Source organism: Actinoplanes philippinensis (genome assembly GCF_900113015.1).
Taxonomy (GTDB): Bacteria; Actinomycetota; Actinomycetes; order Mycobacteriales; family Micromonosporaceae; genus Actinoplanes; species Actinoplanes philippinensis.
Genome location: NZ_FONV01000003.1, coordinates 458,773 through 472,542 on the forward strand (window position 1 = coordinate 458,773; position 13,770 = coordinate 472,542).

At 71.1% G+C, this 13,770-nt stretch carries 11 protein-coding genes and 2 pseudogenes; 4 read left to right on the forward strand and 9 right to left on the reverse strand.

What is annotated here, in order from left to right; translation table 11 throughout:
* Positions 1-25: 25 nt before the first annotated feature.
* Genes dop through arc form a run of 3 tightly spaced genes read right to left on the reverse strand, consistent with a single transcriptional unit; the run spans position 26 to position 4,622 of the window.
* On the reverse strand, positions 26-1,543 hold the full coding sequence (gene dop / locus BM290_RS08965; RefSeq protein ID WP_093611926.1) for a depupylase/deamidase Dop: 1,518 nt from the start codon (positions 1,541-1,543) through the stop codon (positions 26-28).
* 47 nt (positions 1,544-1,590) lie between these two features.
* The gene (locus BM290_RS08970; RefSeq protein ID WP_093611928.1) at positions 1,591-2,781 is read right to left on the reverse strand and encodes an acyltransferase family protein; all 1,191 of its coding nucleotides are present in this window, start codon (positions 2,779-2,781) and stop codon (positions 1,591-1,593) included.
* A 59-nt stretch (positions 2,782-2,840) separates the two neighbouring features.
* Entirely contained in the window at positions 2,841-4,622 is a 1,782-nt protein-coding gene (arc, locus tag BM290_RS08975) for a proteasome ATPase (RefSeq protein ID WP_093611930.1), read from the reverse strand.
* A 174-nt stretch (positions 4,623-4,796) separates the two neighbouring features.
* On the opposite strand from arc, the gene BM290_RS08980 reads away from it, so the two are divergent.
* The gene (locus BM290_RS08980; RefSeq protein ID WP_093611932.1) at positions 4,797-5,090 is read left to right on the forward strand and encodes a ferredoxin; all 294 of its coding nucleotides are present in this window, start codon (positions 4,797-4,799) and stop codon (positions 5,088-5,090) included.
* A gap of 12 nt (positions 5,091-5,102) precedes the next feature.
* On the opposite strand, the gene BM290_RS08985 is transcribed toward BM290_RS08980, so the two are convergent.
* The 3 genes from BM290_RS08985 to BM290_RS08995 all read right to left on the reverse strand — a co-directional run bounded on the left by BM290_RS08985 (position 5,103) and on the right by BM290_RS08995 (position 7,837).
* Positions 5,103-5,693, reverse strand: a complete 591-nt coding sequence (locus BM290_RS08985; protein ID WP_093611934.1) for a hypothetical protein — start codon at positions 5,691-5,693, stop codon at positions 5,103-5,105.
* 94 nt (positions 5,694-5,787) lie between these two features.
* The gene (locus BM290_RS08990; RefSeq protein WP_093611936.1) at positions 5,788-6,723 is read right to left on the reverse strand and encodes a tRNA (adenine-N1)-methyltransferase; all 936 of its coding nucleotides are present in this window, start codon (positions 6,721-6,723) and stop codon (positions 5,788-5,790) included.
* A 10-nt stretch (positions 6,724-6,733) separates the two neighbouring features.
* Positions 6,734-7,837: a site-2 protease family protein gene (locus BM290_RS08995; protein WP_093611938.1), complete on the reverse strand. Its 1,104-nt coding sequence runs from the start codon at positions 7,835-7,837 to the stop codon at positions 6,734-6,736.
* A gap of 413 nt (positions 7,838-8,250) precedes the next feature.
* On the opposite strand from BM290_RS08995, the pseudogene BM290_RS49590 reads away from it, so the two are divergent.
* From BM290_RS49590 to BM290_RS09015, 3 genes and pseudogenes are all read left to right on the forward strand, one after another.
* Positions 8,251-8,529 (forward strand): annotated as a pseudogene (locus BM290_RS49590) (RecB family exonuclease); the annotation flags it as partial.
* 495 nt (positions 8,530-9,024) lie between these two features.
* Positions 9,025-9,666, forward strand: a pseudogene (locus BM290_RS50925) (RecB family exonuclease); the annotation flags it as partial.
* A gap of 504 nt (positions 9,667-10,170) precedes the next feature.
* Positions 10,171-10,878 (forward strand): response regulator, encoded by a 708-nt coding sequence (locus tag BM290_RS09015; RefSeq protein ID WP_239143217.1) that lies wholly within the window; start codon positions 10,171-10,173, stop codon positions 10,876-10,878.
* A 675-nt stretch (positions 10,879-11,553) separates the two neighbouring features.
* Here the strand turns inward: BM290_RS09015 and BM290_RS09020 are convergent.
* The 3 genes from BM290_RS09020 to BM290_RS09030 all read right to left on the reverse strand — a co-directional run bounded on the left by BM290_RS09020 (position 11,554) and on the right by BM290_RS09030 (position 13,730).
* The gene (locus BM290_RS09020) at positions 11,554-12,348 is read right to left on the reverse strand and encodes a DUF4097 family beta strand repeat-containing protein (protein ID WP_093611944.1); all 795 of its coding nucleotides are present in this window, start codon (positions 12,346-12,348) and stop codon (positions 11,554-11,556) included.
* Between the two features lie 229 nt (positions 12,349-12,577).
* Positions 12,578-13,045 (reverse strand): hypothetical protein, encoded by a 468-nt coding sequence (locus tag BM290_RS09025; protein ID WP_093611946.1) that lies wholly within the window; start codon positions 13,043-13,045, stop codon positions 12,578-12,580.
* 49 nt (positions 13,046-13,094) lie between these two features.
* Positions 13,095-13,730: an HAD family hydrolase gene (locus BM290_RS09030; RefSeq protein ID WP_093611948.1), complete on the reverse strand. Its 636-nt coding sequence runs from the start codon at positions 13,728-13,730 to the stop codon at positions 13,095-13,097.
* Between the last annotated feature and the right edge of the window lie 40 nt (positions 13,731-13,770).

Consider the following 13,770-nt stretch of genomic DNA (forward strand, 5'->3'; position numbering starts at 1 on the left):
ACGGCCCGCCGGAACGGGTGTTTTATTACCGGCTCGTGATCACCTCGAGCAGATCCTTCGCGCTCTCACACGTGTCGAACAGCGCGCCGACATGCTTCTTGGTACCGCGTTCCGGCTCCATCATGGGCACCCGGACCAGGGACTCCCGGCCCACGTCGAAGATCACCGAGTCCCAGCTGGCGGCGACCACCTCGGAGGCGTACTGCGCGAGGCAGCGGCCCCGGAAGTAGGCCCGGGTGTCCTCCGGCGGCTCGTACATGGCGCGCTGCGTGACGTCGGGGTCGAGCAGGGTCTTCATCGATCCACGGGCGACCAGGCGGTGGTAGAGGCCCTTCTCCGGCCGCACGTCGGAATACTGCAGGTCGACGAGCTGGAGCTTGGGCGACGACCAGCCCAGGTTCTCCCGCTCCCGGTAGCCCTCCAGCAGGCGCAGCTTGGCCACCCAGTCCAGGCTGTCGGAGAGCAGCATCGGGTCACGGCCGAGCTTGTCGAGCGCGTCCTCCCACCGGTCCAGCACGTCGGCGGTCTGCTCGTCGACGTCGGCGCCGAGCCGGTCGTCGACGAACTGGCGGGCCCGCTCGTAGTAGGCCCACTGCAGGTCCAGCGCGGTGAGCCGGCGGCCGTCACGCAGCCGCATCAGGTGCTTGAGCGCCGGGTCGTGGCTGACCGCCTTGAGCTCACTGACCGGGTCGGCGATGCCCAGCTCGCCGGTGAACACCTTCTCCTCGATCATGTTGAGGATCAGGGCGGTGGTGCCCACCTTGAGGTAGGTGGAGATCTCCGACAGGTTCGCGTCGCCGATGATCACGTGCAGACGACGATACTTGTCGGCGTCGGAGTGCGGCTCGTCACGGGTGTTGATGATCGGCCGCTTGAGGGTCGTCTCCAGCCCCACCTCGACCTCGAAGAAGTCGGCACGCGAGGAGATCTGGAAACCCGCGCCGCTGCCGTCCTGGCCGATGCCCACGCGACCGGCGCCACAGAAGATCTGCCGGGTCACGAAGAACGGCGTGAGGTGGGCGACGATGTCGGCGAACGCGGTCTGCCGGCGCATCAGGTAGTTCTCGTGCGCTCCGTACGACGCGCCCTTGTTGTCGGTGTTGTTCTTGTAGAGCTGAATCCGGTGGGCGCCCGGGATGGTGGCGGCGCGGCGCGAGGCCTCGGCCATCACCCGCTCGCCCGCCTTGTCCCACTTGACCACGTCGAGCGGGTTGGTCACCTCGGGCGTGCTGTACTCCGGGTGGGCGTGATCGACGTAGAGGCGGGCACCGTTGGTCAGTATCACGTTGGCCAGGCCGAGATCCTCGTCGGCGAGCGCCTCGGCCGGGTCGTAGGCGGCGCCGGAGTAGGTGAAGCCGCGGGCGTCACGCAGCGGCGACTCCTCCTCGTAGTCCCACCGGGCGCGGCCCTTGCTGCTGAGCTCGGGACGGGCGCCATAGGCGTTGACCACCTGGGACGACGTGACCATCGGATTGGCTCCGGGCTGACCGGGAACCGAAATGCCGTACTCGACCTCGGTCCCCATAATCCGTCGAACGCTCATGCGACCACCCTGTCCGCCACGAAGCTGCGCCTGCTCATGCATCGAGCCTAGACGCTTTCATATCGCTTTCCGAAGCTCCCCGTACGCGCGTCTGTACCTTGCGTGGCGATGTTGATCACGATGTCCCGCCGGGCGAGAGCCTGCGCGGGCCGTTCGATCCAGCGATGGCCTGCCCAGGCCACGGCCGGTGCGGCGATCAGGAAGGCGACCGCGGTGAGCACCGGGTCGGGGGTGCTCCAGCGGATCACCGCGAGCACCGGCAGGTGAAGCAGATAGAGCGAATAGCTGATCGCCCCCAGCCCCACGAGGACCTTCGGGAGCCGGCGGCCGCGCAGCAGGAAGGCGATCGCGAACGTTCCCGCGACCGCGGCCGCCACGCCCGGTGACGTCCGTACCGCCGTCCCCGCGGCGACCAGGCCGAGGACCACGACCGCCGCCGGGCGTGCGGTCTGCCGGTGCTGCGCCCGGTAGATCACCGTCCCGGCGAACATCACCGCGAGCATCTGCGTGGCCTGCGCCGACGACGCGCTGGTCACCTGGTCGGTGGCATGGCCGTTGAGAAGCGGCAGGGCGGTCGCGGCGATCCCGGCGGTCCCGGCCGCGAGGACGAGACGTCGCTTTCCGCTGAGGTACGCCCAGAGCACCGCCCCCAGCAGCACCACGGCCACCACCGCGGTGATCCGGCGGGCCACGACGCCCCCGCCGAGCAGATCGCCGGGCAACCGGGCCGCCGCCAGCACGGTGAGCCCGGCCGCCCACCAGGCGCTGTCCCGGTGCCGGCCCCATCCGAACAGCCCGGCCACGACGAGGTAGAAGACCATCTCGAAGGAGAGCGTCCAGAACGGGCGGAGCACACCACGGGTGCCGATCAGGTCCTGGAGCATGGTCATGTGCCCGAGGACGCTCGCCGTGGTCTCGCCGGTCAGCTGATCGGGCATGCGCATGATCCCGGCCGCGGCCAGACCGATGGTGATCAGGACAGCGGCCAGGTACGCCGGGTAGATCCGCAGCAGCCGGCCGATCCAGAAGCGCCGCAGATCGCCGTGCCGCTCCAGGGACATCGGGATGACGTAGCCGCTGACCAGGAAGAAGAGCAGGACGCCGTACTTGCCGAGGTCGACGACGGCGTAGATCCGCAGGTGCGGGTCCCGGCCGAGGACGACCGGGCTGAGATGGAAGACGGCGACGACGGTGGCGGCCCACCCGCGGAGGGCGTCGAGCCAGGCCAGACGGGTCATACGGGATGAACGAGAGCGGGGCCGGAGGGAAACCCTCCGGCCCCGATCGTGGACCGGTGTTACAGGTACTGACCGGTGTTGGTCGCGGTCTCGATGGACCGGCCGGCCTCGGCGCCCTTGCCACCGGAGACGAGCGTGCGGATGTAGACGATCCGCTCGCCCTTCTTGCCGGAGATCCGGGCCCAGTCGTCCGGGTTCGTGGTGTTCGGCAGGTCCTCGTTCTCCCGGAACTCGTCGACGCAGCTGTCGAGCAGGTGCTGCAGCCGGAGACCCTTCTTGCCGGAGGTGAGGAACTCCTTGATCGCCATCTTCTTGCCGCGGTCGACGATGTTCTGGATCATCGCGCCGGAGTTGAAGTCCTTGAAGTACAGGACCTCCTTGTCACCGTTGGCGTAGGTGACCTCCAGGAAGCGGTTCTCCTCGGTCTCCGTGTACATCCGGAGGACGACCGCCTCGATCATCGCGGCGACCGTCGCGTCCCGGTTGCCACCGTGCTCGGCGAGGTCGTCCCCGCTGAGCGGCAGGTCCGCCAGGATGTACTTGGCGAAGATGTCCTTCGCCGCCTCCGCGTCCGGGCGCTCGATCTTGATCTTCACGTCGAGCCGGCCGGGTCGCAGGATGGCCGGGTCGATCATGTCCTCCCGGTTGGAGGCGCCGATCACGATCACGTTCTCCAGGCCCTCGACACCGTCGATCTCGCTGAGCAGCTGAGGAACGATCGTGTTCTCCACGTCACTGGAGACACCCGAGCCACGGGTCCGGAAGATCGAGTCCATCTCGTCGAAGAACACGATCACCGGGGTGCCCTCGCCGGCCTTCTCCCGAGCCCGCTGGAAGACCAGGCGGATGTGCCGCTCGGTCTCACCCACGTACTTGTTGAGCAGCTCCGGGCCCTTGATGTTGAGGAAGTAGCTGGTGTGCTTCTCCTCGCCACGCCGCTCGGCGATCTTCTTGGCCAGCGAGTTGGCCACCGCCTTGGCGATCAGGGTCTTGCCACAGCCGGGCGGGCCGTAGAGCAGGATGCCCTTCGGCGGGCGCAGCTGGTGCTCCCGGAACAGGTCGGCGTGCAGGAACGGCAGCTCGACCGCGTCGCGGATCTGCTCGATCTGGGAGTGCAGGCCACCGATGTCGCTGTAGTCGACGTCGGGCACCTCCTCCAGGACCAGCTCCTCGACCTCGCTCTTCGGGATCCGCTCGTACGCATACGCCGAACGGGGCTCGATCATGAGCGAGTCACCGGCGCGCAGCTTGTCGATGTCGAGCGAGTCGGCGAGGAACACGATGCGCTCCTCGTCGGCGTGCGACATCACCAGCGCCCGGTCGCGGGGGCCGCCGGACGGGTTGTCCAGCACCTCCTTGAGCGAGACGACCTCGCCGGTGCGCTCGAAGCCGAACGCGTCGACGACGTTGAGAGCATCGTTCAGCAGGACTTCCTGTCCGCGCTGGAGCTCGTCGGCGGCGAGTGACGGTGAGACCGCCACCCGCAGCTTGCGGCCACCGGTGAACACGTCCACCGTGCCGTCCTCGTGTGCCGCCAGGAACACGCCGTAGCCGCTGGGCGGCTGGGCGAGCCGGTCAATCTCTTCCTTGAGAGTGACGATCTGGGCCCGGGCTTCCTTGAGGGTCGCCACGAGCCGCTCGTTGTTCTCGGTCACTCGGGCCAGCTGCGCCTGCGTTGCCGCGAGCCGTTCCTCGAGCTGCCGGACGTGTCGGGGGCTCTCCGTCAACTTCCGCCGAACCAGGGCGAGCTCTTCTTGCAAGAACGCGACCTGGCTGGAGAGATCGTTGACTTCCTTCTCCGCTCGCGCGGCGCGGGAGTCCGCTTCGTCGCTACGTGCCACGTCCCACCTCCCCGGGGGGCTCGAACGTTATGGCTCAACACTAGCCGTTCAGAAACCGTTTTTGACCCATGCAACACCCTCGTCACCGACTCTTGATCGATTGGTGCGACGGCGGCTGAGCCGGTCGGTCAGAGTTCGGGTACCGTCGGCCCCGACGGGTTGCGGGAGGTAGATGTGTCGGCTGACACTGATGAGCTGCGGGTCTGGATCGATCAGGATCTCTGTACCGGTGACGGACTCTGCGTTCAGTACGCCCCGGAAGTGTTCGAACTGGACATCGACGGCCTCGCCTATGTAAAAGACCACACCGGCGAGTTGCTGCAGGCTCCCGGCGTGCGCGCGGACGTGCCGCGGCAGCTGCTGCTCGAGGTCATCGACTCGGCCAAGGAGTGCCCCGGCGACTGCATCCACGTGGAGCGGGCCGCCGACGGGGTCGCCGTCGCCGGCCCGCTGAGCTCCGGTGAGTGAACCGGACTGAGTTCACAGGGTGGGACGGCCGACCAGGGACGCGACCACCCGGGAGAACTCCTCCAGCCGCGCTATCTGCCCGGCGCCGCCGTCGTCGAGCGTCTTGCCGAAACGCAGCGCGTCGTGCCGCAGCGGCGCCCGGCCCTCGTCCTCGCCCACCCCGGGCGGCGGGACCGCGTCGTCGACCGAGCTGAGCAGCAGGTAGACGTCGATGCTGTCGACCCGGGCCTGCCCGTTCGGCGTACGGGTGAGCCGCCGCCGGCAACCCACCTCGGTCACCGTCGACAGCGGCACCACCCGCAGCGACGACGTCATCGCCCCGACCGGGCCGTCACCGGGCGCCACGTCCTCGCCGTGCCACAGGACCAGCCGGCTGCCGTCACAGACGACGACCTCCTGCCACACCCCGTTGACCTCGTTGACGAAACGCTCCAGCGTGAAACACAGCACCTGCGCGCCCCGCAGGACCCCGAAGAGCGCCTCCAGGGCCACCTCGGGGTCACGCAGATAGGCCCGGGCGGCCGAGTCCAGATCGGGATAAGGCGACCAGTCGGGGAAGACCGCCGGCATCTCGTTGCTGCCGCCGAACGGTGGAGAACTCATCGCGCCGCCTTAGCTGCGAGCTCGCTCAACGCGCCCACTCCTGTCCTCCCGGGGCCTGGCCCCCACGGAACCTACCGGACGAAAGATACGGCGGTCACTCCCCCGCCGCTTCGACGGCCTGGGCCGCCAGAGCCGCCTGGGTGGCCTTGCGGATCGCGTACGCCTCGGCGCCCTTGCTGGGTTTGCGGCGCCGCGGCGGCGCGGTGACGCCGGGGGCGAGCTTGCGGGCCGACACCAGGAAGGCGGTGTGCGCGATCATCCGGTGGTCCGGCCGGACCGCGAGACCGTCCGCGTGCCAGTCCCGGACCAGCGACTCCCAGGCCCGCGGCTCGGTCCAGCCGCCCCGCTCGCGCAGCGCCTCGACCAGCTCGGACAGCTGCGGGGTGGTCGCCACGTAGCCGACGAACACGCCACCCGGGATGAGCGACCTCTCGACCATGTCGAGCGCCTCCCACGGGGTCAGCATGTCCAGGATGATCCGGTCGAAACCGGTGATCTCGTTGCCCGCCACGTCACCGTTGTGCAGGTGCCACGCCGGGTGCGGCCCGCCGAAGAACGCCTCCACGTTCTTCCGGGCGATCGCCGCGAAGTCGTCGCGCAGCTCGTAGCTGTGCACCTCGCCGGAGCTGCCGACGGCCCGCAGCAGCGAGCAGGTCAGCGCGCCCGAGCCGGCGCCCGCCTCGAGCACCTTCGCGCCGGGGAAGACGTCACCCATCGCGACGATCTGCGCCGCGTCCTTCGGGTAGATCACCTGCGCGCCGCGCGGCATCGACAGCACGTAGTCCGACAGCAGCGGGCGCAGCGCCAGGTAGGCGGTGCCGCTGGTGGCGGTGATGACGCTGCCGTCCGGCAGGCCGATCAGCTCGTCGTGCTGCAGAGCGCCGCGGTGCGTGTGGAACGCCTTGCCGGGCTCCAGCACGATCGTGTGCATCCGGCCCTTCGGGTCGGTGAGCTGAACGCGGTCGCCCTCCCGGAACGGCCCACGGTGCGCGGGGACGTCGTCGACGACGGTGGCTGGGGTAGTGGTCACTGCTCTTCTCTCAGGAGGTTGCTGGTTTTCGGCTCGCGCGCCGTGGTTCCAGCACGGCGGCCACGTCGGCGACCCGCAGGACACCCACGACATCCTCGCCTGCGGTCACCAGGTACTGCGCGCCAGGGTGGGCCTGCAGCGCGCGGACCACCTGCTCACCGGTGAGCCCGAGCGGCAGCGAGGTCAGCGCGTCGCGGGACCGGGCCACGCTCTCCACGCTCACCCAGGGCCGCCGGTCGACCGGAACCCGCTCGGCGGCGACCGGGTCGACCAGTGCGGTGAGGCTACCCGCCGAGTCGGCGACCGCCAGCACCACGTCCGGCCGGGGGTCCTCCGCGCGGCGACGCTGCGCCTCACCCAGCGGCGTCCCGGCCGGGACGGCGAGCACCGGCCGCACCAGCGCGCCGAGATCCACCAGCGGGAACCGCCCGGTCATCCGCCCCAGCCGGATCGACTGGCCCGCGCCCTGCCACAGGGTCAGCACCACCAGCAGCACGAACACCAGTCCCAAGCCGGTGATCACGTCGATCCGGTACAGCACCGTCGCCACCGCCGCGGTCAGCAGCGCCAGCGCCCGGCCCGACCAGCCGGCCGCCACCGTCGCCCGGTTCCGATCCTTCAGCACCGCCCACAACAGCGCCCGCAACGCCCGCCCACCGTCCAGCGGCAGACCCGGCAACACGTTGAAGAACGCCACCAGCACATTGCTCAACGCCAGCTGGAAGGCGATCTGCCCGGCCAGCGTGTGACCGGGCAGCGCCACCGCGGCGACCGTCGCCACCCCGCCGAGCAGCAGCGACACCGCCGGGCCGGCCAGCGACACCAGCGCGTCCACCCGCGGGGCGGGAGCGTCCCGGTCCATCTCCGTCCAGCCGCTCAGCAGCTCCAGAGTGATCCGGCGCACGCCGATGCCGAACCGGCGGGCGGTCAGCGCGTGCCCCAGCTCGTGCAACAGCACCGACCCCAGCAGACACCCCACAAACCCCAGGCCGACGAGGTACGCCCAGGGCTGCGCCAGATCGAGCTCGGTGCGCGCGTAGTTCCCGTACACCACGGTGACCAGCACCGCGAGCAGCAGCATCGACCCGTTCGCATACACCGGGATGCCCGCCACGTGCCCCACCGGCCGCCCGCCCCCACCCGGCGGCCCCGGCGGCGACCCGCCCTGCGGCCCCTGCGCCGCTCGGCTCTGCTCCACGCGATCGATGCTACGGACACGCCCGCCCGGGACCCACCCCGCGTTTTTCGTCGTACCCCTGGCCTAGCCTCTGTGACATGACGGCGCTCTCTCCCATGGCGGCCCAGCCGGTGTCCCCCACCCCGCAGCCGGTGCCCGCCCAGTCCGGCGGCTCTGCCTCGGCCGAGGGCCAGGCCACCTCCCCGGCGCCCTCCACCGAGGGCCAGGCCACCAGTCCGACGCCCTCCACCGAGGCCACCTCTCTGCCCCTTTCTGCGGGCGGGCAGGCCGCCGTTCCCGTCTCGCCCGCCGGCCGCGCGCGGCGTCCCGAGGCCCCGTCCGGCCCTTCGCTGTCACCTTCCCGGGCCGCCGACTTCAAGACCTGCCCGCTGCTGTTCCGTTTCCGCACCGTGGACAAGCTGCCCGAGACGCCGTCGGCCGACCAGATCCGCGGCACCCTGGTGCACGCCGTCCTGGAGCGCCTGTTCGACCTGCCCGCCGCCGACCGCACCCCGGAGGCGGCGGCCGCCCTGGTCACCCCCGAGTGGGAGCGCCTCCTGGAGCAGGAGCCCGAGCTGGCGGCCGTCTTCGCCACCGACCCACCAGCCAGGGGCCGCCCGGTCCGCACCACCCCTTCCGCCGAGTCGACCGGCGGGTCGGCCGCCGCGTCGTCCTCACCCGGTTCCTCGGCTCACGGTGACGCCTCCGGCGACCCTGCCGCCCCTTCGGCATCGGCCCTCACCCCCGGCGACACTGCCGCCCGTCCGGCATCAGACCTCGCCGCCGGCGACACTGCCGCCGATCCAGCGTCGGCCCCTAGCAGCAGCGCTGTCACCGATCCAGCGTCGGCCCGCGCCACCAGCGACACAGCCGCCAATCCGACGCCGGGCCTCCCCGCCAGCAGCACTGCCGCCGGCCCAACGCCGGGCCTCCCCGCCAGCAGCACTGCCGCCGGCCCAACGCCGGGCTTCACCACCGGCGACACTGCCGCCGGCCCGACATCGGGCCTCACCACCGGCGACACTGCCGCCGGTGCGGCGTCGGGTCTCGCCACCGGCGCCGGCCCTGCTGATGGGCTCATGCGTGATCCGGCCGCGATCGCGGCCGAGATCGACGCGACCGGGCAGGCGGCGCTGATCGACCTCCCGGCCGGCGCCGCCGAGGCGGCCCGGATCGCGGCTTTCCTGGCCGGCGCCCGTGACCTGCTCGCCGGTTATTTCGCCGTGGAGGACCCGCGCCGCCTGCAACCGGCCGAACGGGAGACCCTCATCTCCACGACGATCGGCGAGGACCTGCTGCTGCGCGGCTACATCGACCGCCTCGACGTCTCCCCGGCGGGCGATCTGCGAGTGGTCGACTACAAGACCGGCGGCGCGCCACGTGAGGCGTTCGAGGGGCGGGCCCTGTTTCAGCTGAAGTTCTACGCCCTGGTCCTGTGGCGCGCCCGCGGCGTGGTCCCCCGGGCGTTGCGGCTGCTCTACCTGAAGGACGCGGAAGCTCTCGACTACAGCCCCGAGGCGGGCGAGCTGGAACGCTTCGAACGCACGCTGATCGCCCTCTCCACAGCGATCGAGCGAGCGAAACGCGACCGCGACTTCCGCCCCAAGCCGAGCCGCCTGTGCGGCTGGTGCAGTCACCAGGCCCTGTGCCCCGAGTTCGGCGGCACTCCGCCCCCGTTCCCGGAATCCGTCTCGACCAGCGCTTTCACCCCTGACACCGAGCCGGACCGGGTGGGCGCCCTGCTACGGGACGATCCCCTTGGCTGACTCCGGCCCGCCCGCACACGCACAGCCAGTCGCCGCCCATCCGGCCACCGGCTGTGCTCTTGAGGACCCTCACCGAAGCGCGGACCGCACCCCGAGAGACCCTCACCGAGGAGCCGACCGCGCTCCCGATGACTCTCACCGAAGCACGGGCCGTACTCCGAGGGGTCCTCACCAAGGCGCGGGCCGCGCTCCGAATGACCCGGGCCGAAACGCGGGCCCTACTACGAGCGGTCCTCACCGAAGCACGGGCCGCGCTCCGAGGGGCGCTCACCGAAATGCCGACCGCGCTCCGAAGAGCCCTTACCGAAGAACGGGCCACGCTCCGAATGACTCGCGCCGGAGTGCGGGCCGTACTTTGGAGGAATCCCGTCGAGGCGCCGACCGCGCTCCGGAGACCTCTCGGCGAGGTGCACATCACGCTCCGGAGGACCCCCGCCGAAGTACGGATCGCGTTCCGGCGGGTCCTGACCGAGATGCGGGCCGGGCCGGGTGGAGAGTGATGAGGTGAGCGGGCCACTTCGGGTTCTGCTGGCGGATGCCGCTCCCCTGCAACGAGCCGGGCTGCGGACCGTGCTCACCGGTGGCCAGGCCGTCCCGCCGAAGGGGGACGGCCGCCCGGACACTCGGGAGATCGTCGTCGCCGGGGAGGCCGGTGACGGTGTTGAAGCCGTCGATCTGGCCCGCCGCCTGCTGCCTGATGTGCTGATCACCGATGTGACGCTGCCCCGCCTGGACGGTCTCGCTGTGGCCCGGGCCGTCTCCGAGTCCCGGCTCGCGGTGCGTGTCCTGATCCTGACCGGCCACGACAGCGACGACGAGGTGATCGCCGCGATCGTCGCCGGAGCCGCCGGCTATCTCTGCAAGGACGCCGCACACGACGAGCTGGTCGCCGCCGTGCACGCGGTGGCGGCGGGCGGAGCGGTGATCACCCCGCCGGTGCTGGCCCGCATGCTGAACCGCCTGGCCGGAACCCTGTCCGCCGGCACGGCCGACGTCGGCGCCAGGCTGTCCCCGCTGACCGGCCGGGAGCGCGAGGTCCTGATCCACGTGGCCCGGGGCCGCAGCAACAGCGAGATCGCAGCGACTCTCCGAGTCAGCGAGACCACAGTGAAAACCCATGTCGGGCACGTGCTCACCAAGCTGCGGCTGCGCGATCGCACCCAGGCCGTCGTCCTCGCCTACGAAACCGGCCTGATCCGTCCCGGCACCTGACCGATCGCCGCCCGAATGACGCCGGCTGGCCGACGTCTCAGCGCCACCCCTGCCGGCCACCACCCGAGTGAAGTCCGCTGAACCTACGTCTCAGCACCACTCCGCGCCGGCCACCCGTCCGTCGAGCAGGCTTGACCGACCTCTCAGCACCACACCACCTCGTGCCGGACCATCGCCCCGGGTGGAGCACTGACCGACGTCACCACACGGCGCCAATCGCCCCCGAGTGGAGCGGCTGACCCGACATCACCTCACGGTGCCAATCGCTGCCGAGTGGAGCGGCTGACCAACGTCACCCGATACCGGTCACCGCCCGAGCGGAGCCGCTGGCCAACGTCACCTCACGGTGCCACTCGCTGCCGAGTGGAGCGGCTGATCCGACGTCACCCGGTACCGCTCACCCCCGAGCAGAGCCGCTGGCCAACGTCACCTCACGGTGCCACTCGCTGCCGAATGGAGCGGCTGATCCGACGTCACCCGGTACCGGTCACCGCCCGAGCGGAGCACTGACCAACGTCACCTCACGGTGCCTGCCGCCGCCCCGGGTGGAGCCCGCTGAGATCTCACAACCGCCCCGTGTCGGCCACCGACCCGGCGGGGTCTGACGGGAGCGACGACCAGCCCGCGCCAGGCTGAACGCGACCCGGGCCGGAGGGCGCGGCGGGACCGGGCCGGTCAGGCCGCCCGCTGGATGTGGATGTCGCCGGAGGCGGTGCGGACCTTCAGTTCCAGGGTCGCTCCCGTCTGCGCGGTGGTGTCGCCGGGAGCGGCCAGGGTGTTGACGTTCCGGCCGGAGGAGGTGTTCAGGTCGAGCCAGACGCCGGTGCCGGGGGCCACACCCACACGGACATCCCCCGAGGAGGTACGGATCTTGGCCTGGCCCTGGCGCAGCCGGCGCACCTCGATCTCGCCGCTGGCGGTGGTGGCTTCGAGGAAGTCGCCGACGGAGCCGAGACGGATGTCGCCGCTCGACGTGCGGGCGGTGACGTCACCGGTGACGTCACCGATGGTCAGGTGGCCGGAGCTCGTCTTGAGGGCGACGGCGCCGCCGGCCCGGCCGACGGTCAGGTGGCCGCTGGCAGTGGTGATGCGGGCGTCGCCGTCGACGTTCTCGACTTCCGAGTCGCCGGAGGAGAGGTCCAGGTCGACGCGGGCGTAGCGGCCGGTGGCGTGAACCGCGGCGGCGGCGCTGCGGCCGGTCAGGGTGCTGCCTTCCGGCACCCGGATGCGGATGGCGAGGCTGTGGCCGCGCCGCCAGAGCGCTCCGCGCCGGTCGGGGACGTGCACCACCAGGGTGTCGTCCTCGAGCGCCACCTTGACCTGGGCGGCCAGGTCGCGGGCGGCGCTGCTGTCACGGATCGGGCTGATGTCGACCTGGATGGTCTCACCGTGCCCGGCTTCGACGTCGACCCGACCGCTGAGGGCACGGAGCGAGACGGTCACGGGTTCGGTGCGCGGGTACTCGTACATCTGAGGTCTCTCCTCGAAGAACGAAGGGTGCGGGCCCCGGAAACCGGGTGGATCGAAGGCCGGCCGGCGAGGCCCGGCGAAGGACGCCGGGACCGCAAACCGGGAGGAACCAGGAACAGGGCATCGAGACCCGGCGAAGTACGCCGGGACGGCAAACCGGAAGAACTCGCGAGCCGTCGGTGAGGACCGGCAAAAGCCGCGAACCGCCACACGGAAGGATTGAAGGCCGTCAGGCCTGGAAGAAGCCGGTGACCCGGCGGCTGCCCGGGCCCTTGGACCGCCCGGGATCGATGGCGCTGGTGACGGCCCGGACCAGCCACGCGTTGACGGAGATCCCTTCGGCGGCGGCGGTCTGCTCGACGTGCGTCTTGAGGCTTTCCGGCATGCGCAGGGTGAGCCGGGCCAGGTCGCCACCGGTGTCGGTGAAGGCGGGTGGTGACGGTGGCGTCTCGGGCTCGGCGCCGGTGACGACCAGGTCGGCCTCGCGGCCGCGGAGCCGGACCTCGACGACCGGCCCGCTGAGCCGGGTGGTGATCTCGGCGGCCGCGTCGGAGAGGGCTTCCAGCAGCGCCAGCCGGGCGGACGATTCGAGCGCGCCGCCGAGCAGGTCGGCGGCGCGGACGGTGTCCGGGCCGGCGGGCGCGGCGACGGCGGCGAGGTCGGCGCGGAGCCCTTCGAGGTACGGCGTCAGGTCCATGCCTTCACTATGACGTCATAGTGACGTCACTTTCAAGTGCCAAAAGACGTCAGAGTAGAAGACCGGCCAGGAACGCCGGGTCCACGCCGGCCAGCGTCGACCGCAGGTGGACCCCGTCGACCGGCGTCAGCTCCAGCTCGGCGGGGACCGCGAGCACCACCGCCCCGGCCGTGGACGCGCTGGCCACGCCGCTGGGCGAGTCCTCGATGGCCACGCAGGCACCGATCGGCACGCCGAGCAGCGCGGCCGCCGTCCGGTACGGCTCCGGGTCCGGTTTCGGCCGCTGGACCTCGTCGCCGCAGACGACGACGTCGAAATTCTCCGCGCCGAGGGTCCGGAGGGCGACCTCGACGAGCCGGCGCCCGGTGGACGTCACGAGCGCCGTCGGGATGCCGGCCGCGCGAACCGCGTGCAGCAGCTCCATCGCGCCGGGCCGCCAGACCAGGCCGTCGGCGAACAGCTCCTGGACGCGCACCGTCAGCCACTCCACGTCCGGCCGCTCGGGCCGGTCGGGCTGCCCGATCTCGTCGCGGAAGATCTGCATGCTGCGGGCCATGCTGGTGCCGACCATGGCGAGCCGGGCGGCCTCGGACAGGGCGCCACCGGCCAGCTCGGCGAGCTCACCCAGGGCCACGCCCCAGAGCCGCTCGCTGTCGACCAGCGTCCCGTCCATGTCGAAGAGCACAGCGGCAGGGTCCATGCGGCCCATTCTCCGGATCGGCAGA